21 protein-coding genes are annotated in these 20,688 nt (G+C 48.7%); 16 read left to right on the top strand and 5 right to left on the bottom strand.

Going from position 1 to position 20,688, the window contains the following annotated elements; all coding sequences use genetic code 11:
• Positions 1 to 150 precede the first annotated feature (150 nt).
• Positions 151 to 588, top strand: coding sequence for a MarR family winged helix-turn-helix transcriptional regulator (locus HPL003_RS17390; RefSeq protein WP_014281022.1), 438 nt, complete (start codon positions 151 to 153; stop codon positions 586 to 588).
• A 21-nt stretch (positions 589 to 609) separates the two neighbouring features.
• Positions 610 to 1,440, top strand: coding sequence for a DegV family protein (locus tag HPL003_RS17395; RefSeq protein ID WP_043922429.1), 831 nt, complete (start codon positions 610 to 612; stop codon positions 1,438 to 1,440).
• A 79-nt stretch (positions 1,441 to 1,519) separates the two neighbouring features.
• Here the strand turns inward: HPL003_RS17395 and HPL003_RS17400 are convergent, their stop codons facing one another.
• The 3 genes from HPL003_RS17400 to HPL003_RS17410 all read right to left on the bottom strand — a co-directional run bounded on the left by HPL003_RS17400 (position 1,520) and on the right by HPL003_RS17410 (position 5,685).
• Positions 1,520 to 2,152, bottom strand: coding sequence for a BclA C-terminal domain-containing protein (locus HPL003_RS17400; RefSeq protein WP_014281024.1), 633 nt, complete (start codon positions 2,150 to 2,152; stop codon positions 1,520 to 1,522).
• A gap of 208 nt (positions 2,153 to 2,360) precedes the next feature.
• Positions 2,361 to 3,587: an MFS transporter gene (locus HPL003_RS17405; RefSeq protein WP_014281025.1), complete on the bottom strand. Its 1,227-nt coding sequence runs from the start codon at positions 3,585 to 3,587 to the stop codon at positions 2,361 to 2,363.
• Between the two features lie 70 nt (positions 3,588 to 3,657).
• Positions 3,658 to 5,685: a beta-galactosidase gene (locus HPL003_RS17410; RefSeq protein ID WP_014281026.1), complete on the bottom strand. Its 2,028-nt coding sequence runs from the start codon at positions 5,683 to 5,685 to the stop codon at positions 3,658 to 3,660.
• A 139-nt stretch (positions 5,686 to 5,824) separates the two neighbouring features.
• Between HPL003_RS17410 and HPL003_RS17415 the strand changes: the two genes are divergently transcribed.
• The 8 genes from HPL003_RS17415 (at position 5,825) to coaD (ending at position 12,852) form a co-directional block, all read left to right on the top strand.
• On the top strand, positions 5,825 to 6,661 hold the full coding sequence (locus HPL003_RS17415) for an AraC family transcriptional regulator (RefSeq protein ID WP_014281027.1): 837 nt from the start codon (positions 5,825 to 5,827) through the stop codon (positions 6,659 to 6,661).
• A gap of 192 nt (positions 6,662 to 6,853) precedes the next feature.
• A complete protein-coding gene (locus HPL003_RS17420) occupies positions 6,854 to 8,671 on the top strand; it encodes an APC family permease (RefSeq protein WP_014281028.1) in 1,818 nt (605 codons plus the stop codon).
• 158 nt (positions 8,672 to 8,829) lie between these two features.
• Positions 8,830 to 9,948, top strand: a complete 1,119-nt coding sequence (locus HPL003_RS17425; protein ID WP_014281029.1) for an acyltransferase family protein — start codon at positions 8,830 to 8,832, stop codon at positions 9,946 to 9,948.
• A gap of 172 nt (positions 9,949 to 10,120) precedes the next feature.
• Complete coding sequence (locus tag HPL003_RS17430; protein ID WP_014281030.1) at positions 10,121 to 10,753, top strand: hypothetical protein; 633 nt, start codon at positions 10,121 to 10,123, stop codon at positions 10,751 to 10,753.
• Positions 10,746 to 11,261 (top strand): accessory gene regulator ArgB-like protein, encoded by a 516-nt coding sequence (locus HPL003_RS17435; protein WP_014281031.1) that lies wholly within the window; start codon positions 10,746 to 10,748, stop codon positions 11,259 to 11,261. The genes HPL003_RS17430 and HPL003_RS17435 overlap by 8 nt, the downstream gene beginning before the upstream one ends.
• Before the next feature lie 5 nt (positions 11,262 to 11,266).
• Positions 11,267 to 11,389, top strand: coding sequence for a cyclic lactone autoinducer peptide (locus HPL003_RS27720; protein ID WP_014281032.1), 123 nt, complete (start codon positions 11,267 to 11,269; stop codon positions 11,387 to 11,389).
• A gap of 310 nt (positions 11,390 to 11,699) precedes the next feature.
• Positions 11,700 to 12,338: a 16S rRNA (guanine(966)-N(2))-methyltransferase RsmD gene (rsmD, locus tag HPL003_RS17440; protein WP_043922430.1), complete on the top strand. Its 639-nt coding sequence runs from the start codon at positions 11,700 to 11,702 to the stop codon at positions 12,336 to 12,338.
• Positions 12,331 to 12,852 (top strand): pantetheine-phosphate adenylyltransferase, encoded by a 522-nt coding sequence (coaD, locus tag HPL003_RS17445; RefSeq protein ID WP_014281034.1) that lies wholly within the window; start codon positions 12,331 to 12,333, stop codon positions 12,850 to 12,852. The genes rsmD and coaD overlap by 8 nt, the downstream gene beginning before the upstream one ends.
• Here coaD and HPL003_RS17450 read toward each other — a convergent pair.
• Positions 12,815 to 14,110 carry a nucleoside recognition protein gene (locus tag HPL003_RS17450; RefSeq protein WP_420795086.1) on the bottom strand — a complete coding sequence of 432 codons (1,296 nt, stop codon included), beginning with the start codon at positions 14,108 to 14,110 and terminating at the stop codon, positions 12,815 to 12,817. The two genes, coaD and HPL003_RS17450, sit on opposite strands and share 38 nt — an antisense overlap.
• Before the next feature lie 232 nt (positions 14,111 to 14,342).
• Here HPL003_RS17450 and HPL003_RS17455 point away from each other — a divergent pair, with 232 nt between their 5' ends.
• Positions 14,343 to 15,374 (top strand): SepM family pheromone-processing serine protease, encoded by a 1,032-nt coding sequence (locus HPL003_RS17455; protein ID WP_014281036.1) that lies wholly within the window; start codon positions 14,343 to 14,345, stop codon positions 15,372 to 15,374.
• Here the strand turns inward: HPL003_RS17455 and HPL003_RS17460 are convergent.
• Positions 15,364 to 16,599 carry a nucleotidyltransferase gene (locus tag HPL003_RS17460; protein ID WP_014281037.1) on the bottom strand — a complete coding sequence of 412 codons (1,236 nt, stop codon included), beginning with the start codon at positions 16,597 to 16,599 and terminating at the stop codon, positions 15,364 to 15,366. The genes HPL003_RS17455 and HPL003_RS17460 overlap by 11 nt on opposite strands.
• A 356-nt stretch (positions 16,600 to 16,955) precedes the next feature.
• On the opposite strand from HPL003_RS17460, the gene HPL003_RS17465 reads away from it, so the two are divergent.
• The 5 genes from HPL003_RS17465 to HPL003_RS17480 all read left to right on the top strand — a co-directional run bounded on the left by HPL003_RS17465 (position 16,956) and on the right by HPL003_RS17480 (position 20,678).
• Complete coding sequence (locus HPL003_RS17465) at positions 16,956 to 17,474, top strand: YceD family protein (protein WP_014281038.1); 519 nt, start codon at positions 16,956 to 16,958, stop codon at positions 17,472 to 17,474.
• A gap of 182 nt (positions 17,475 to 17,656) precedes the next feature.
• Positions 17,657 to 17,830 carry a 50S ribosomal protein L32 gene (rpmF, locus tag HPL003_RS27730; protein ID WP_007429979.1) on the top strand — a complete coding sequence of 58 codons (174 nt, stop codon included), beginning with the start codon at positions 17,657 to 17,659 and terminating at the stop codon, positions 17,828 to 17,830.
• Between the two features lie 277 nt (positions 17,831 to 18,107).
• Positions 18,108 to 18,704 (top strand): transcription factor FapR, encoded by a 597-nt coding sequence (fapR, locus tag HPL003_RS17470; RefSeq protein ID WP_014281040.1) that lies wholly within the window; start codon positions 18,108 to 18,110, stop codon positions 18,702 to 18,704.
• Complete coding sequence (plsX, locus tag HPL003_RS17475; RefSeq protein WP_014281041.1) at positions 18,688 to 19,680, top strand: phosphate acyltransferase PlsX; 993 nt, start codon at positions 18,688 to 18,690, stop codon at positions 19,678 to 19,680. The genes fapR and plsX overlap by 17 nt, the downstream gene beginning before the upstream one ends.
• Before the next feature lie 8 nt (positions 19,681 to 19,688).
• Entirely contained in the window at positions 19,689 to 20,678 is a 990-nt protein-coding gene (locus HPL003_RS17480) for a beta-ketoacyl-ACP synthase III (RefSeq protein WP_014281042.1), read from the top strand.
• The last annotated feature ends 10 nt before the right edge of the window (positions 20,679 to 20,688 follow it).

Consider the following 20,688-nt stretch of genomic DNA (forward strand, 5'->3'; position numbering starts at 1 on the left):
CGTTGACGAGCTTTCTTATTCGAGTCTGAATGCTCATAACCCTTGTATTAAAATTCACAAATAATTCATTGTTATTATCATCAGCAATTCATTATAGTACATAGTATTAATAGTTAACTGTATGTATTATGCGTTTTACGGAGGTTCACTATGAAAGATTATGAATTAAGGGATGATTTGAGAGAATCCGTTAACCGGATTTATGACATGGAATTATTCAGCAGCCTGACGGAGTTTATCCAAGGGGAAAACCATGTGCTTCAATATTTAGTTCAGCATCGAGATGATGAAATTAATCCATCCTTACTCAGTGACCACCTGCATGTATCCAGATCAAGAATTACGGCAGCGCTTACGGCCTTAAGAAAAAAAGGCTATGTGACCATGGAAATGTCTGAGCATGACAGACGACGAATGTGTGTAAGGCTCACACCAGAAGGTGCATTCCTGATTAAACAGAAACAAGAGAGAATTGAAGGCTATTTTGAAGCGCTGGTAGAGGGTTTGGGTGAGGACAATGTCAAGGAATTTATACGATTGATCGAGCTTTCCGTAAGTATCATGAATGCGGATTCAACTGAAAAATAACATAATGTGAGGGTGTACAGGATGAGGTATAAAATAATAGCGGATAGCTGCTGTGACTTAACAACAGAGCTTAGAGAAGAAATGAAAATCACGACGATCCCGTTAAACATGACATTGGGAGAAAAATGCTTTGTAGATGATGAAACGCTAGATTTACCTCAGTTTATGAAAGAAATGAAAGCCTGTACAACCAAGATCGGATCGGCTTCTCCGTCACCTATGCTGTATAAAGAAGCATTTCAAGGTGAGCATACTTCTTTTGCCATTACAATATCCAGCAACCTGTCCAGTTCGTATTCAAGTGCATTGGTTGGTAAGGATATGGCGGAGGAAGAAGGGGCTGATGTTCATGTATTCGATTCGAAAAGCGCGTCGGCTGGACAAATATTGTTAGCTCTAAAATTACGCAAGCTGATCGACGAGGGATATCATAAAAGTGAGATTATCTCTTCCCTAGAAAACTTCATCACGAAAATGAAGACTTATTTTGTGTTAGAGAACCTTGACAATTTGGTGAAGAACGGACGAATGAATAAAATTACGGGCAAGATACTTTCATTTTTGCATATCAGGCCTATATTAGGCTCTGACGGTGACGGGAATATCGCGTTATTTACACAAGCGCGCGGTCAGAATCAAATTATCGAAAAGCTGGCAGATACCATTGAAAAAAGTGGTCGGGAAACCGAGGGGGAAAGCATCGTAATTACGCATTGCAATAATCCCGGTCTGGCGGAAAAATTAATGAATGCGTTGAAGAACCGTTATCAATTCAAAGATATTCATATTGTATCCACCAGAGGGATCAGTTCGATGTATGCCAATGACAAAGGTATTATTATGGCGTTTTAAGCTATTCAGGGTTTATCCAGCTCGAACGGGAGTGGGATAAACCCGTTTTTATAGGCTGAGGCTTTGCAGAAGCTCAAACCTATCTCAATTTTCTAATGATGATAGAGGCATTTATGCTGGCTTGAGTTCCCCCGGCCAATGTTTGCAGCATAACCGTAGTGGCAGAACTGTGGTTTCGCAGGGTAAGAACATCACCACATGCCAGCGCGAGGATGGCTTGCCCTGTGTTCTGCTGCGTGCCGGCTTCTGAGCCGTATAGGGTTCCTTCAGCCAGGGTGCCATTTATAAAGATAGCGAATTGGTTAGGCTCTGCACCCGACACAGAAAAGTGAACCTCATAGTTGCCTGCGTCGGCGACAGTAATCTGTGTAGTCCCGGGTACATGAGCAATTCCAGGTGTAAGTATACCGTTCGTATCAAAAATGATTTCCGATTCAATCGGAACGACTTGAGGTTTTAGGTTGTAAATATAACCGAACTGCCTTAATTCACTTGCAGTAGAATCCCCCTCCGTCCCTGAAGCGTCATGAGGAATATTTACACGCACAATTTGTTTTTTGACGATAATGTCCTTGCCAAAAAATTTTCGTTTTGAGCGGACTTTTTTCTTTGAGGGCTTTTCATCGAACTTTTTTTCAAGTTTATCAAACCAGGAACGGATAAAAACTTCTTTTTTACGGCCTTTTTTTCGTTTTAATTCAGGACGACCCAATACAAACACCTCCATATGGTTTGTTGTATACTACTCCATTCATCTAGGGGAGGCATGGATATCTGTCCTGCGTTTCATAGGCAATGATCTATCTTTAGCTCAAAATAGGCTTTTGTATAAGGTACATTCGTCCAATATGTAAAATGGCGCATCGGCTGTTCCACTGGATGATACCAAGGAACAGCCGATGCGCCGGAAGAGGCATATATTAGGATGTAGCGGTTTGAAGCCGTTTTTTGCGCATGTATAGGACGTACAGAATGCCGCCAAGCAGGCATAGGATACAGGCAAAGCCTGCCAGCAACCATGCCGAAGCGACTGCTCCGCCACGATCCATGCTGTTTCCAAGCCATAAGGGCAGCAGAGCACCCCCGACTCCACCTGCACCAATCAGCAGGCTGGTGGTGGATTCTTCTGTACCTGGCATCATTTTGCTGGCAAAAACGAGTGCGATGGAAAATATGCCGGACATGCCCAGCCCCAGCAGCGCAATAAGGACAAAGGCAACGGCAGTGCCCTTGATCAGCGGGAACACGCACAGCAGCACCGTCGCTGCCAGTGAGCTTAGGAAGACAAAGACGCCATAGCCGTAACGATCGGCAATGTTGCCTGCGAACAGCCGCCCGGCGGCCATTGCTAGCCAGAAGCAGGTGACACTGAGCGCCGCCTCGGCTTGTGTAAGGCCCAGCCGTTCAATGAACATGGAGGGCAGGAAATTGGCAAGGCTCATTTCTGTTCCTACATAGATAAAGAAAAAGATGATAAACAGTGCCAGCAGCCGCCAATTTCCCGCAGGGCTCACTTTAGAATCTCCCGTGGATGGAGAATATGAGGCTGAGCCGGAATGCGGATGCTTTTCCCCGCGAAGCCCATATTCGTCCAATACGGCATCCAGCTTGCCAAAGGACCCCCGTAGCCAGGCTACGACTGCCACCGCCGCACAGACGGAGATGACAGGGAAGGCCAACCGCCACCAGCCAAGGGCAATTAGCTGGCTGGCAACCGCGGGCATAGCTAATGCGCCGATTCCGAAAAAGACCTCCAGACGGCTCATAGCCGCGCCCGTTCCTTCGGTAATACCGCTAATCACGATGGTACCGATGACCGCTTCCACCATACCGAAGCCGAAGCCAGCTACCGCCCCGATGGCATATAGCCATCCCCATGGGGGCAGTAGCGAGTAGAGCACTTCTGCCGCACACAGCAGCAGCAAGGCGAAGACCAGCGTTCGGCGTTTGCCAAACTGCCGCGCAAGCCATGGCGACAGCAGGACGCCAGCCAGAAAACCGGAAAATTGGGCGAAGATTAGACTTCCGCCCTCTGTATAATTCCGGCCATAATGCTCCAGTAGCACGGGCAGCAGAGACCCTACAACCACGTGCGCCAGGCCAATTAGAAAATAAGACAAGCTGCCAATCCATAGCAGTCGTTTCATGATGAACTCCTTTGATACCTGAAATTGCACTTATATCGTAAAGTGAACGATAATGTGAGGTATTAAATATTTATGATAATTCCAGCACATGAAAGCCATAGCCTTCGATGGTAACATCTCCTTCCAAGAATTCGCCGCTGAGCAGCTCATGTCCTTTTAGTTTATCCAGATGATAATTCTGTTTCTGGGCGTTATGGTTCAGGATGAACAAATACGATTTTCCATCCTTGGAGCGCACGCTTGCCTCCACACCCGCAGGAGCACCCAGCAAGGACTGAATCCCTTTTTCCTCACAAATATAGCCCAGCAGACCGTCCAGAAAAGCTTCTTCAGGGTCTGAAGCAACATACCATGCTTCGCCTTGACCAAAACGATTACGTGTCAGTACAGGCATTCCCTGATAAAAATCATCGCCATACTCCGCCAGCACCTCGGCACCTTCGCTATGCAGCAGGTCGCAGAGCAAGCCGCATTCATATTCCCCTTGTAATGCTCCTACCTGTTCCTTCAATACGATTCGATTGCGTGACTCCGGCAAAAGCGCGTCAATTTCTTCTACCCAAACTCCGAGAAGCTTACGCAGCTTACCCGGATATCCTCCGGTTGTGACCAGATCGTTTTCATTCACAATTCCGCTGAAAAAGGTGGTGACAAAGGTGCCGCCATGTTCCGTAAATTGCTCCAGCTTCTCCGCTGTACCTGGCTTGACCATGTAGAGTACAGGCGCGATAATGAGATCATATTTCTGGAAATCTGATTCCACGGAAATCAAGTCTACCTGCACGTTACGGCGGAAGAGGGCGGCATAATATTTATGCACCTGATCGACGTAATTCAGCGCTACAGAAGGACCGCTTGATTTTTCCAGTGCCCACCAATTATCCCAATCGAACAGAATGGCTACTTTTGCGTTTATGGTTGCATCCAGCAGCGTATTACCTAATGTGCCAAGCTCGCTGCCGAGCTGTGCCACCTCCCGGAATACGCGTGTATTCTCATGACCGACATGCTCAATCACGGCCCCATGGAATTTCTCACAGGCTCCGATGGAACGGCGAAGCTGGAAGAACATGACCGTGTCCGCGCCATGTGCTACCGCTTGATAACTCCATAACCGCATGACGCCGGGCCGCTTGAGCGAATTGTACGCTTGCCAGTTTTGCTGACTCGGTGTTTGCTCCATCAGCATAAACGGCTGCCCATTCTTAAGACCGCGCATCAGATCGTGGGCCATCGCGGTATAGCTCGGTGGGGTATTAGCCCGCGGATAGCTGTCCCAAGACACAATATCCATGTGCTTTGCCCATTTGAAGTAGTCCAATTGCTTGAAAAAGCCCATCAGATTGGTCGTTATGACAGCTTCGGGGATATGCTTTTTGATCGCGTTATACTCCAGCAAATAGCATTCCAGCATACTGTCTGAATTAAAGCGTGCGTAATCAAGGGAAATGCCCTGAAAGGTGGAGTGGTTTTCGCCCCAATGCTCGCTCAGATTATTTGGGGGTACAATTTCATTCCAATCATAGAAGGTATGTCCCCAGAACGAAGTATTCCATACCCGGTTCACTTCTTCCAGTGTTCCATATTTTTGTTTGAGCCACACTCGGAAGGCAGCAGCACAATTATCACAATAGCAATCCCCGCCGTACTCATTGGACACGTGCCACACGAGGATCGCGGGATGATTTTTGTAGCGTTCTGCCAGTCGGTCAGCCATGCTCTCTGCATATTTGCGGTAGGTGGGACTGTTCGGACAGGAATTGTGGCGTCCGCCGAATTTTCGCTTGCGCCCGTCGGCATCGACCCGAAGAATATCCGGATACCGGGTCGCCATCCAGGCAGGGTGAGCCGCAGTGCTGGTGGCAAGACACACAAATACATCGCTTTCATGTAAACTATCGATTAATTGATCCAGCCATTCAAAATGATATGTGATTTCATCCGACTGAATTTTGGCCCAGGAAAATACGTTGACTGTGGCGATATCAATTCCTGCCAGCTGGAACATCCGTAAGTCCTCCTGATGTGTGGTGTCATCCCGCTGCTCAGGATTGTAATCTCCGCCGTAAAATACTTTTGGCAGTTTACCGCTTATCATGCCAATCACCTCTATATATAAGAATAATTCTATCTTATAATACAAGTAAACGCTTTTAAATATAATAAAATGAACATGGATATAACAATATGGATCTGCATTAAGGAATACATAACCGCGTGCGCCGGAGGTGCCTTTTATGATCTTAACTCCCCATCATTTGCGATTTTTTCTAACTACGCGGGAGCATTCTTTACCGCTTTTTATCGAAAGTATCGGATTTAACAGCAGGCAGGAGGATGTATCCCGGCCAGAGGGCTATCCTTGCTTTCACTGGATTCAGACCGTGTCCGGGGAAGGGGTATTCACTTTCAAGGGGGGCTCTTTCCGCTTGGGAGAACATGCCGGAGTTCTGCTGCTACCGGGCGAGTCCCATGCTTACAGCCGGGCGACGAAAGTATGGCGAACGTTGTACATTACTTTTGACGGACCGATAGCCGCTGCTGTGCTGACCGAGCTAGGGTTAAAGCACACACGCGGGTATCATTGGGACGCCCATAGTGAACTGCACAGCTTTGGAGAGAGTATGCTTCATTCTATGGTGAGCGAACGGGATTTATCAGGGCTGGACGCTTCGGCCAATATGTACCGCTTTCTAACTTTGCTGCGCAAACATGGTCAATACAGCTCAATGCCTTCCTTGTCTCATAATGTAGAACGTTTGGGGCCTGTGCTGGCTTTTATGGAACAAAATTACGCCAGCCCGGATATTGGCCTGTCCGATATGGCGGTGATGATGAATGTCAGCGCCCGTCATTTGAATACGTTATTCAAGCAGGCATTCGGTGTGACCTCTTACGCTTATCTGATCGTCATACGTCTGCGCAAGGCTAAGGAAATGATGACTGAATTCCCACACTTAACGGTAAAAGAGATCGCCGAGCGGGTAGGGTTCCGTGATGTCAGTCATTTTGTGGCGACTTTCCGCAAGGCCGAAGGAATTACCCCTGAAAGGTTCAAATTATTGTATATATAAGGGTATTTGATCGAAATACTCTTTCTTACGCGGGAATGCTCTTTTTAGGGAGCATTCCTTATTGTTTTTTTCTGGATGAGAGAGTATAAAATAATAGTTCATTTGTTTCATCAATCTGATGTTCAGGTGACATAATAACATACAATTCAAAGTTCTTCTGCAAAACCCTCATCCAAAGAAGGAGTTAACGAAATGCTGAGTAAAGTCAAAAGATTACTAATCGGTCGTCCACGGAAATCGACGGCTCTTGAAGATGAAAAATTAAACAAGCTTAAGGCTCTGGCCATCCTGTCCTCGGATGCGTTGTCCTCTGTAGCTTACGGAACGGAGCAAATTCTGCTTGTTTTGATTACAGCGGGCTTCGCTGCCCTATGGTATTCCATTCCTATATCCATCGCGGTATTAGGACTGCTGATTATTCTGATCCTGTCCTACAGACAGACTATTTTTTCCTATCCCGGTGGTGGTGGTGCCTATATCGTCGCTCAGGACAATTTGGGCAGGGCACCGAGTCTGATTGCAGGCGGATCTTTGCTGGTCGATTATATTCTGACGGTAGCAGTTAGCTCGTCGGCGGGAACAGATGCCATTACATCGGCGTTTCCATCATTGCATGATCATCGGATCGCGATTGCACTGATCATGATCATTTTTTTGACCATTATGAACTTGCGCGGGGTAACGGAATCCGCCTCGGTGCTGGCTGCACCGATTTATTTATTCGTGGTTTCGATCTTTGTCCTAATTATTAGCGGTATCATCCATTACGTGGCAGGAGGAGCCCACGCTGCGGCACCGCAATTTGGAGCTACGGTATCCAACGTCAGTCTGTTTCTGCTGTTGAAGGCATTCAGCTCAGGTTGCTCGGCGCTAACCGGGGTAGAGGCTGTCTCGAATGCCATTCCGAACTTCCGCAAGCCTGCTGCCAAAAATGCGGCAACTACGCTGATGATGATGGGCTTGATTCTCGGGTGTATGTTCATCGGAATCAGCCTGCTGGCTTATTGGTATGGTGTTCGTCCAAATCCGCATGAAACGGTCATTTCGCAAATTGCGAACGCCACTTTCGGGCGTGGTGTGATGTATTACATCATTCAGGGCGTGACGGCGCTAATCTTGTTTTTGGCGGCGAATACAGCCTATTCGGCCTTTCCGTTGCTTGCATTTATGCTGGCAAAAGACAAATACATGCCGCATATGTTCATGGTTCGCGGAGATCGGCTCGGTTACTCGAACGGTATTCTGTTTCTGAGTATTTTCTCGGCATTGCTGGTTATCGTATTTGGCGGCAATACGGGAAATCTGATCCCGCTTTATGCTGTAGGGGTATTTATCCCGTTTACGCTTTCCCAGCTCGGAATGATGATTCGCTGGATTCGTCTCAAGCCGTCAGGCTGGGTCGTCAAGCTTGCTATTAATACGGTTGGGATGCTGACCACGCTGTCCATTACGCTTATCTTTATTTTCACCAAGTTTAGTCAGGTGTGGATGGTGTTTATCTTCCTGCCTCTGGTTTTGTATTTCTTTATGAAGATCAATGGACATTACAAAAATACGGCTGAGCAGCTGCGGATCGACATTACGAAGGATAAGCCTATGGTCAAAGGCAATACGATCATTATTCCGGTGGCTGGTATTACAAGGGTCGTGATGAATACGATCAGCTATGCCAAGACCTTGTCGGACAATGTGGTTGCTGTATATGTAGGTGTTGATGATGAAGCGATTCGCAAGATGGAGCAAAAATGGGAAGAGTGGGATGTAGGTATCCGCTTGGTGGTGCTGAAATCCCGTTATCGCAGCATTATTAATCCGCTTCGCAAGTTCATTGATACGGTGGAGTGGAAAAAAGCGGATGAAGATCATATTACCGTTCTTATTCCGCAATTCATCACAAAGCACTGGTGGGAAAATATATTGCACAACCAGACCAGTCTGCTGATGAGAGCTTATCTGATCAATTACAAAGACGTCATCGTAACGACTGTTCCTTTTCATTTAAACAAATAGAATGGCTCCGATTGCCCATGATAAAATGAACATCTTCTGGTCGCATGTCATTGCGGCTGGAGGGTGTTTTTTTCCATGCTGACATATTTACTTTAACGATACGTTTTGTGTATTATAGATACAAAATGTATCTTCGAAAATGAATATGGAGGGCTACGATGCCAGGAGCCAAAGGTGAAACGGAACATAACAAGCTGCAATTTGTAGATACGCTGAGAGCGCTGGCGATTATGGGCGTATTGCTTGTACATGTCAGCCAGCACGTGGATGGATTGAACGGATGGTTGCAAAAGGGTTTGAGTTTGGGAGCGAAAGGGGTCGCTTTATTTTATCTGGCCAGTGCTTTTACACTCTTTCTGTCTTTGAGCAGACGTATGGGTGACAGAAAAGAGCGTGTCTCCGCGTATCTGGTGCGTCGTTTTTTTCGAATTGCTCCCTTGTATTACGTTATGTTAACCATCTATCTGGTTGTGAACGGGACAGGGCCCCGTTTCTGGCTTGGGGATCAGGAGGGGGTCACTGTCACGAATATCGCAGCTCATATCTTGTTTCTGAATGGCCTGAATCCGTACTGGATCAATAGCATCATCGGTGTGGAATGGTCCATTGCGGTGGAATGTATGTTTTATCTGTGCGTGCCGTTATTATTTAAGCTGATCCGATCGATCCGGCATGCTGCCTGGTTTGTGATGAGCGCGCTTCTACTGAGCTTTGGGCTGAACACAGTGTTTGCGAATGCTCCATGGATCAGTGATCACCCGTTGTGGGAGCATTATCTGTATTTATGGTTTCCGAACCAATTGCCTGTCTTCGGACTGGGTATATTGTTGTTCTTCATATGGAAAGACGAGCGGCATTGGAAAAGTGTGGACCGGTTCAGCGGTGTATTGCTGCTTGGCTCCGTGCTGTTTGCTCTTTGTACAGGTATGACGGATTATCTCATCGGTGTCCTGTTGATGCTGGGAGCCTATGCTTTGTATCACTGGCAGCCATTTTGGCTTTTAAACCGGGGATGGTCATGGATTGGCTGCCTCAGCTACAGTATGTATTTGACGCATATGCTTGCTCTGGAGATGGTAAGCCAGATTGAGCTACCATTTTCCCCCGTTGTTAATTTGACTCTTGTGTTTGTTATGACACTGCTGTTGACCACAGGTTTGTCCTGGCTCACCTATTTATGGATCGAACAACCCGGCATCCGTTGGGGAAAAAAGATCATATCACGTATGAAGTCTGTGCGCTCACAGGAAGATTCGGTCAAGGAAAGTGTTGCCTGAGCTGTAGCTTCCTTCTGCATCCGATAACATTTCGTTGAAGTGCTTAAAGAAATCTATCAAATCATTGAAAAGACCTCTTGAAAAGTAGGCCGCAGCCCTTTATATTCGATGTACATCTAAGTTTTTTGAATACACCGATGAGATTTGTTGGAATTGAAAAGGAGATGCACGTATGCTTGAGAAGCCTATCGGCTTTTTGCTTTTTTCCACACTTGAAGGAGTGGCGGTGTTTGCGCTCATACTTAGTATTTTTAAAGTTAAAATGACTCCTTATGTATGGCAAGCGATTTTTGTGAACCTGATTATGAACCTGCAAAGTTATTTGCTGAGAGAGGAATTTTCCCTCGCTTATCTGGTGCCTGTCATTAACATGCTGCTTTTTATTTTTTTGCTCGCTACGGTGGTGAAAATTCCGGTTGTGTGGTCAGGCATTATGACGGTTACTGGTTATTTTGCTTATGCGGTTATTCAGTCGGTGCTTTTAAAAGCGATGTTCGGGAGCCTGCCCGTCTCTGAGCTACAGGGCGGTTCCTTGAAGGGCTATCTGCTGCAAACGATAAGTGCGGTGGTAGGACTGCTTATTTCATTTATTTTGTATCGAAAAGGCATGGGGTTTGCCGTTAATTTCAAAAAGCTTAAATTTAAAGCTGAATACGGGATTGTGATTACGCTCATTATTTTATCCCTCATATCCACCTCTATCGTTCTGTACTACAACGAGGTATGGTTAAATATGATGTTTTTTGCACTGGTATCGGGTTTCTTCATCTATTATGCGATTGGAAAGGAGTATCGGGATGATTGAAACAATGGCTTTCAAGCTTGCTAACCAGATCAAACGGACTGTGCCGGATCATCCGGCCTCCATCCCGGTGCTTAAATATGCGCTGGCTCTCATTATGAATGCTTCCATGATTATTATGCTGACGTTAGTTGCCTCGTTCGTTACCGGGCGGACGGCAGAAGCTGTGACGATTCTGGTGGCTTTTGCCTTGTTGCGCCAAATATCAGGAGGGATCCATCTAAAAACAGGGATGGCATGTGTTGTGGCAACCTCCGTAGCTTTTACAGCTATATCCTGTATCTCTTTACATGGTTGGTGGACAAACCTCTTCACCGGATTATCCCTGCTTCTTGTCCTATGGTTTGCTCCGTCCAGAATTGAAAAGCAGTCTCGCATTCCATCCCGGTTTTATCCCCTCCTGAGACTGTTATCTTCCCTGCTTGTATGTACTAATTTTGTAATCGGATCCTCTGTAGTGGCTGTAGCTTTCTTGGTCCAAAGCCTGACGTTGATTCGCGGAAGGAGGTGAGGAAAATGGTGAAAAAAATCGTATATGGTCTAGCGACATCGTTGTCTATGTTTGCTGCATTTGCTGTATCGGTAGCGAGTTATGTGTATGTCTATCAGGGAGATACGCCCGAGGAGCTGCTTAAATAAGTATAAATTTACTTCATAGATACATAGGCTGCCAGTGAGCAGCTTCTTTTTTTGCAAAAAAAATCAGGCGCTCCAATAAGAGCGCCCGAATGGGAGAGGAGAAACCGGACGAAGAGCTTATGGGGAAACGTAAGTCTTCTCCGCGGTTGTCTACGACATTGGTTGAATGCCGATATCTTAAGGATGCCCACGATATGGTTTTTTATACCTCCTCCAACCCTGCGTTTTTCAAACGGCGATCCATGTGGTACGATAACGTCATAATCTTTATATGGTTATGAACACATATAGAAAATAGGTGAGTTTCAGCGTGAGAGTGGTATCGGGTAGTGCCAAAGGAAGGCCGTTAAAGGCAGTTCCCGGCACAGGGACGCGGCCGACCACGGATAAGGTCAAGGAAGCGTTATTTAGCATGATAGGTCCTTATTTTGATGGGGGAGTTGCGCTTGATCTGTTTGCAGGCAGTGGCGGCCTGGGTATAGAGGCGCTTAGCCGAGGAATGGACAAGGCAGTCTTTATTGATATGGAAACGAAAAGTATTGATGTCATTAAAGAAAATTTGCGAAAAACCGGATTGGAAGGACAGGCTGAAGTGTTCCGCAATGATGCCGGACGAGCGCTCAAAGCGCTGGCAAAACGTGGAGCTCTTTTTGATGCTGTTTTTCTGGACCCGCCCTATCGTCTCAAGCATGGTGATGAATTGATGAGCCGTATGGCTGAACTGGACTTGCTTCGTTCTGAGGCAGTCATTGTGCTGGAGTATGAGTCGGGACATGAGTACCCGGAAAGCTTTGGGCCATTCGAACAGGTTAGAAAAGCGGTCTATGGCGAAACAACGTTATCTATCTACCGCTTTGCAGCAGAGCAACAGGACGATGCAGAACATACTGAAGCCGGAATGGAAAAGTCCGGCATAACCGAATCAGGCGGGGAGGACCATCATGACTGAGCACAAACCACGTATTGCCGTATATCCGGGGACCTTTGATCCCGTGACGATGGGGCATCAGGATATTATTCAAAGAGCGGCGAGGCAGTTTGATCTGCTGATTGTCGCGGTACTTAACAATATTAGTAAAAATCCACTGTTTTCTCTGGAGGAGCGAATGGAACTGCTGCGGACGGTAACCCGCGATATTCCGAACATTGAGGTGGACAGCTTCCGTGACCTGACAGCCAATTATGTACGTGAAAAAGGGGCTCAGGTTATCGTCAGAGGAATCCGGTCAGTGACAGATTTTGAATACGAGCTGCAATTGGCTTCCACAAACCATAAGCTGAACCCGGATGCCGAAACGATCTTTATGATGACGAACCCGACTTATTCATATCTAAGTTCCAGTATGGTGAAGGAAATCGCCCATTTTGACGGCAAGGTCGTAGATCTGGTGGCTCCTGAGGTCGAGGATGCGCTGCGTGCCAAGGTCAACGCCAAGCGTGGCGACTCCACCATGAAGTTATAAAGGAAATGACAAGCAGTGTAAGTATAATCGCGCCCAGAAGCGCAATAGACAACACGGTTAGTTGCCAGGGATACAGCGATGGACTTTCCAACTGTGTCCACAGGTTGCTGCTCTCCGCCATGACGGAATGCACGGCGGGATCATAACCACCTTCCGCGAAGGAAGAAACAGAGCTACGGCTAACATAAGCGGGAAGTGTATTGCTTGTCATACGGCTAAGAGGCGTCCATGCGACGAGTGTAAGCACAAAGGCGATGATACCATGAAGCACCCTGGATATGGTGAACGTGATGCCTTTGTCCGATGGTCTGGTGACAGATGTGATTTGGAGCCAGCCGCATAGCCCTCCCCAGCCTAGTACAGCGCTGATCAGAGCCGCTTGTATGCGAAGATCATATGGCAGACGGCTGATTTCATAGGAACCGAGATGGATTTCCATCCAGGCGGGCCATATGAAAGAAAATACTCCTTGGCCTGAGTACATGGATAGTAACCGAATCAGCACGGAAAAGAAAATAATGAATCCACCTGTCATCATAAGCGTCTGTACCGCATGGGATACGGTTTCGCCCAGCAGCTTTCCGAAGCTGCGGCCGTCCCGTTCTCTGGCAGAGCGTGTGGCGTCCCATACGGACCGGATGAGAGGGGTAGAAGTACGGGAAACAGAGGTTCGCCGGAGGGCAACTGGCGTTTCCCGTTTTTGCGATTCTTTTGACGATGCAGTCAGTCTGACTGTAATCCATCCTGCCAATAGGCCGGAGATCCAGTGAACGGCAAGCAGCATGGCGCCTACAGCAGCATTATGCAGCAATCCTGTCCCGATAACGAGCAGGATGGTAATCGGATTGCAGAAATGAGCGATAGCGGTCAGTCGTCCAAGCTGGCGCTTGGTCATATCCTCCTGCTGTGCCCATTGGCGCACAGCTTCCGCAGCAGCCGGAAATCCGGCGGTCAGGCCGAGGGCCAGTACCCAACCGCTTCGCCCCGGAAGACGGAACCAGGAGCGCATGAACGGCTCCAGAAGGACGCCAAGCCCATGTACCAGACCGAAGGCTACAAGCATTTCGGACAGCATCAAAAAAGGGAGCATGGCCGGAAAAATAATGCTCCACCATAGCTTAAGCCCTTGGGCAGAGGCTTGGAACACCTCTTCCGGTGAGGCGACAACAGCCAGCACAAGCAGAATGGCTCCAAGGCCAAGCAACAGGGTTGTCCAATAGGGAGCGGAATGGGCCTCCTTTTGCAGCAAAGGTTTCACCTCTCTGGAAGTGATATGATTTAACATTTTAAAAAACGAACCTCATCGTGCATAAATATATTAGAGTGCATCGTATGTTGCTTCTAGCGCATGTTCGCGTTTGTCATCGCCGCAGGGTGCTCGTACACGCTGTTGGTAAACAATGTATGCTTTTTTGTCAGAATTGAGAACAGGCCGCGCGGAGTTGGTTTCGATGAGATAGGAGAAGTTAAGGCTGTAAGGGGGAGAACCGATGAAGCGAATAAACCGGAATAGAGCTTTTTTTACAACCGGATATGTTCTGATCCTGGCCGCTATGGTCTATGTGCTGGTATATATGCCAACCCCATATCTGATTTATGGACCCGGTGGGGCAAATGAAATCAAGCCGATGGTATCCGTTCAGGAAGGCGACCGAAGCGAACGGGGGACCTTTATGATGACGACGGTATCGGCGCGTTACGCTAATGTCATTATGCTGGGTATATCGAAGTTGGATGCCAATTCGGAGATTCAGCGTAAGGAGGATCGACTGCACGGCAGGAGCGAAGACGAATATGCAGCAGAGCAGGTGTGGTATATGGGAGATTCCCAGTCTTCCGCGATGGAGGCTGCTTATACCCGGGCCGATATTCCTTATCGCATTGTGCCAGATTATGTGTACGTATTTAAGGTGCCCAGCTCAAGCAGTGTGTTTCATCCCGGAGATGAAATTCTGGAGCTGAACGCGGTGAGGGTGACGGATAATCGCTCCATCCGAAATGCCTTGGAGGATGAAAAGGCAGGAACGATGGCCAAAGTGAAGCTACAACGTGATGGCAAGCTGCTGACGGTGCAAGCTCCATTAATGACCATTACAGACAGCGAGACGGGCAAACAACGACCCGGTTTTGGAGTCAGCATTGCCACGGTTCAGAAAGTAGAGCCGAAGGATGAACGTAAAACAATTCATTTTACGTCAACGGATGTAGGCGGACCCTCGGCTGGTTTGATGTTTACGATGGAAATTTATAATCAACTGACACCGGGCGATCTAAGCAAGGGATATCGTGTAGCCGGTACGGGTACGATTGATAAGAGCGGTAAGGTTGGAGCTATCGGCGGTGCAAAGTATAAAATTGTCGCCGCTGATCGTCAGGGTGCTGAATTGTTTTTCGTCCCGGCGGACAATTATAAGGAAGCCAAGGCCAAAGCCGAGCAAATCGGAACCAAGATGAAGCTCGTTCCGGTCCGCAAGCTTGACGATGCGTTAACGTATATGGAAAAGCTTCCGATTAAACCATGACGGGCGGCCGCAAGTAATCGGCATACATGTCACGGATGGCGGGACGTGGCATTCCTGCTGCGTGTATGGCGGCTGCGGCCGTATCCCAGTCCAGATGGGGATGCGATCCGGCTGACGGCTTGACCCATACCGGAAGGGTCGCTGTCTGCTTCATCCGTGCCAGCAGCCCGCGTCCGGCACCGTTAAAGCCGAGCACACGGATATAGCCGGGGGCTTTCGCCAACTCGGAGGGAGCCATATCCGTTTTGGCATGATTCAGTAAAATATGTGTGAACATACGTTGAAGCTTCGTACGGGTGTAGCGCTTTGTCTTGACGGCGGCTAGTAATGCCTCTACGGAGGGCTGGGGCAGCGTGTACAGCGATTGCCGCAGGCGATGCTCCAGCCCTTCGGTAACCTCATGCAGCTCCGCCAGCTGCTGCGGGCTGCGCGTGATAAGGGCGTTCAGCAACGGCTGGCTGAACGCTTCCCATTGCAGCGGCGCGCGTCCGGCTTGCCATTCGCGCCGCAAAATCTCCAGCGTCGCCGCAGACACGTACGGCGACGCGGCCTCCGGCCCGCCGTCCAGCAGCAGACGGCGGATGGCCGTGGCGCTGGCGATGACTCCGTCCGCGGGCGCCACGGCTTCGTGGTAGCCCGATCCCGTGCGGGCTACGGTGAAGGGCCTGATTGCGCTACCCATTCGTTCCAGCGCAATCAAGTAATGCAGCCCCAACGTATTGTTGGGCTGCTGCATGAGGGCGGCTAGCGCAGCGCCGTCCGCCCCTTCAGCCGCGAGCGCGGCTGCGGCCCCCGCGTAAGCGGCGGGGTAGCTTGCACCGCTGCTCAGGCGCTGTGCGATGCCGGCCTTGAGCTCGGCCGGCTCTGCCGTCAGCACGCGGGCCAGCGCGCGCAGCGGGGCGATGTCGCCGCTCTCGCTGCCGAAGCAGAGCGCGTCGACGACGCCAGTGGCGCGGAGCAGGGCGACCGCCCCGTGGGCGAACCATTCTGCGGGCTGGACGGCATAGGCCACAGGCAGTTCCAAGACCAGGTCCACACCCATGGCGAGTGCCATTTCGGTGCGGGACCATTTATCCACAATCGCGGGTTCCCCTCGCTGGAGGAAGGGACCGCTCATCACAGCCACCGTGCGCTGTGCGCCAGTGATGCGAAGAGACTCCTTCCAGTGATGAGTGTGACCGTTATGCAGCGGGTTGTATTCTACAATAATACCGAGTGTTTTCAAGGCTGTATGTCGGCTCCTTTCTTTTGTTGCTAGTCTGGTAACTATCCTGAAAATGATGGTTATCCATCAGCTAATGATTGTTTTTAGGGCAGCGATGTTGCTTTTTCGTGATCAGAAATGAACAAGGCCATTGAGACCTGGAGAAAAAAGCTTTATACTCGCATTATTGTACACGAAGAGTGGCGGGGGTACGAATACTCACAGGTACATGATCCATGCAACGTATTTTCGCTTCCGCATAAAACTTGCTGAACCATTGGAAACCCGATGGATTTGTGAGAGGTGTAAAGTGAAAGGTGTTGACAAACGACTCGATCAGTCGGTATAATAATTTTTGTTTGTTTGGAGTGATAGTGATGCAACTATTTTTTCGCAAAGTAGCAACAAGTGATGGTCCTTTTCCGATCCGTGAAGCTCTTAATGTGAGTGAATTGGTGGATGATCGTCCTGATGTTACGGCCGTTTCCCCGCTGGAGACCGATTTGGTCGCCGTTAGTCTGGGTCAAGGCTTGATGAGCGTGGAAGGCACGTTGACCGCAGGTCTGGACATGCTGTGCTCACGCTGTTTGAGTCCGATGCACGAGGATTTGAAGATTGAATTCCGTGAACGGTTCAAGCAAACCTCTTCGGTTGGCGAAGAGGAGGATGAAGATGGCGAATTTATCGCAGTGACGGGGGACTCCTTCGACATTGCACCGTATTGTGAAGAGCTGTTTGTACTGCACGTGCCGTTTGCGCCTGTATGCAGTGAGGATTGTCAGGGGATCGCTCCTGCGACCGGACAAAACTGGAGCGTTGGCTCTGATGGCAGTGCTGATGACGATACGAAAAAGATTGATCCGCGTCTGGCAGGGCTTAAGGATTTTTTTAAATGAGAATTGAGTTCAATTCTGACAAATCATCATCCACTTGTGCGGAGGAGTTGACCGACGCATGGATGTTGCAGGCTTGATTCACCGGCTGTGAGGTAGCTGCTTCCGGCAGTTTCCTTCAGTCTTGAATGAGATAAGAAGTCACACCCGTTATACGGGTTGATCTGGTTAAGGAGGTGGGAATAATGGCAGTACCTCAACGGAGAACATCCAAAACTCGTCGCGACAAACGTCGTACTCACTTTAAACTGGCAGTACCAGGTATGGTGAAATGCTCCGAATGCGGCGAATTGAAACTTGCTCACCATGTGTGCAAAGTTTGCGGAACGTACAAAGCTAGAGAGATTATCTCTCAATAATGTCCGATAAGCGGATTCTTTGGAATCTTCGCAGGAAAAGTAGCGCTTCACTCTAGTGAGGCGCTACTTTTTTTGTCTTCGTACTTTCTTTTTGCTGCAGCATGCTATATACTGTTTTAGTACCAGGTTCTAAGTAAGAAGGGCCGAAGGGGTTCTTTATACATACAAGATGACAAATCGGCATGAAGCATTCGCTGGCTAGCACGTGAAGTAACCCGAACTGTCGGCTGAACGGTAGTTTATTGCAGGGAAAGGAGGCGCCACGGATATCGAACGTTTGCCAAAGAGACAGAGACAGCAACGGCTGGCTCAATTAATTGATGAGAATCCGTTCGTAACGGATCAGGAACTGACAAGACAGCTTAAGGTCAGCATTCAGACGATTCGGCTGGATCGGATGGAATTAGGTATCCCGGAGCTGAGGGAGCGACTGAAGCTGATGGCTGAGCGTTCCTACGATCAGGTTCGCTCCCTGCCTTTACATGAAGTGATCGGGGATATCGTTGATCTTCAGTTAGACAGAAGCGGTATTTCCATTTTTGAAATTAAAGAAGAGCATATCTTTTCACGTACCGGCATTGCGCGGGGGCATTATGTGTTTGCCCAGGCTAATTCATTGGCTGTTGCCGTGATTAATGATGAGATAGCGTTGACCGCTTCGGCGGATATCCGCTTTGTCCGCCCCGTTCATTTGGGAGAAAAGTGCATTGCCAAAGCATATGTACGTTCAAATCCCGAGCAAAAAGGGAAAGCCAAAGTAGAAGTGTTTGCTTACGTGGGAGAAGAAATGGTGTTCCAGGGGAACTTTGTCATTTACCGCTCCACAGAGGAAGAGTATAGCGAAGGAGGAAGTCAGCATGCGGATCGCCATTGATGCCATGGGGGGAGACAATGCTCCCAAGGCGACAGTAGAGGGCGCGTTATCTGCGGCGGCGGAATGGAAGGATACGGACATTACGCTGGTTGGTGACCAGGAACGAATTGAATCGGTGCTGAACGGCAGAATGCTGCCCGCGAATCTCAGCATTCGCCATGCATCTGAAACGATAGATGCGCAGGACGAGCCTGTGAAGGCAGTACGACGTAAAAAGGATGCCTCGATGGTCGTAGCTGGCCGAATGGTCAAAGAAGGCGAAGCGGATGCCATGATATCGGCAGGTAATACGGGTGCGCTGATGACGACAGGGCTGCTGGTGGTCGGGAGAATGGAAGGCATTGAGCGCCCTGCTCTCGCACCGATGATTCCGACGATTGACGATCAGGGTGTACTGGCGCTGGACTTGGGAGCTAATATGGACGCGAAGCCCGAACATCTTGCCCAATATGCGCTGATGGGTAGCTTGTACCGCCAAAAGGTTCATGGTGTGGCTTCCCCCAGAGTGGGTTTGCTGAATGTTGGGACTGAAGCCGGGAAGGGCAATGAACTGACGAAACTGGCTTTTCCTCTAATTGAGCAGTTGCCTGTTAACTTTGTAGGTAATGTGGAGTCTAGAGATGTGCTGACCGGGAATTGCGATGTGCTGGTGTGTGACGGATTCGCCGGAAACATTATGCTAAAATCGCTGGAAGGTACGGCGGGTGCGATATTTTCTCTCTTAAAGGAGCAGTTTAGTAAATCTTTAAAGACCAAGCTGGCAGCGGCCCTGATTATGTCTGAGCTTCGCGGTTTGAAAGATAAGCTGGACTACAAAGAGCATGGCGGCGCTCCTTTGTTGGGGCTGAGCGGACTCGTCTTGAAAGGTCACGGTTCATCTGACGGCATTGCCGTCAAAAACGCGGTAAGACAGGCCCGTACGGCCTTGCAAAACCAGTTGGTGGAAAGTATATCCAAGGAAATCAGCAGGAAGTGAGTGACGATATGAATAATTTGCGGTCGGTTGGTGTTATCGGAACAGGGAAATACGTGCCTGAGAAAATATTGACGAACAAAGATTTGGAAGCAATTGTGGAAACAAGTGACGAATGGATTGTCAGTCGTACAGGAATTCAGGAGCGCCACATTGCAGCTCCAGAGCAGGCTACATCCGATCTGGCTTATGAAGCAGCGATTAAGGCATTGGCATCCGCAGGTATGACGGCACAGGATTTGGACCTGATTATTGTGGCTACGGTTACGCCGGACATGGCGTTTCCTTCGACTGCCTGCATTCTTCAGGACAAGCTCGGAGCCAAAGGCGCGGCGGCTTTTGATTTGTCTGCGGCATGCTCAGGGTTTGTATATGGGCTGGCAACTGCGACGAGCTTTATTAAGACAGGCATTTATAATAATGCGTTAATCATTGGGGCAGATTGTCTTTCCCGGATCACGGATTATACAGACCGCAATACTTGTGTTCTTTTCGGAGACGGTGCAGGAGCAGTAGTAATTGGTGAAGTACCTGAGGGTAGAGGATTCCAATCCTTTGATCTCGGAGCCGAAGGAGCAGGAGGCGGATTGCTTAAGCTGGAAGCTGGCGGTTCACGTTTGCCTGCAAGTGCGGATACCGTGGAAAACAAGCAGCACTATATTTATATGAACGGACGCGAAGTGTTCAAGTTCGCGGTACGTGTTATGGGAACAGCAACTGTCGATGTGCTTGAAAAAGCGGGGCTTTCCAAAGATGATATTGATTTGTTCGTTCCGCATCAAGCCAATATTCGCATTATCCAATCGGCGATGCAGCGTTTGAATCTACCGGAAGAAAAGGTTATCATTAATGTTCATAAATATGCGAATACGTCCGCGGCATCGATTCCTCTTGCGCTTGTAGAAGCAGCCGAGGAAGGCCGCATGAAGGAAGGCGACCGGGTATTAATGGTGGGCTTCGGCGGTGGTTTAACTTGGGGTGCGTCGGTTCTTGTCTGGTAAGAAAGCGGCG

This window comes from Paenibacillus terrae HPL-003 (genome assembly GCF_000235585.1).
In the GTDB taxonomy this organism is placed as follows: Bacteria; Bacillota; Bacilli; order Paenibacillales; family Paenibacillaceae; genus Paenibacillus; species Paenibacillus terrae_B.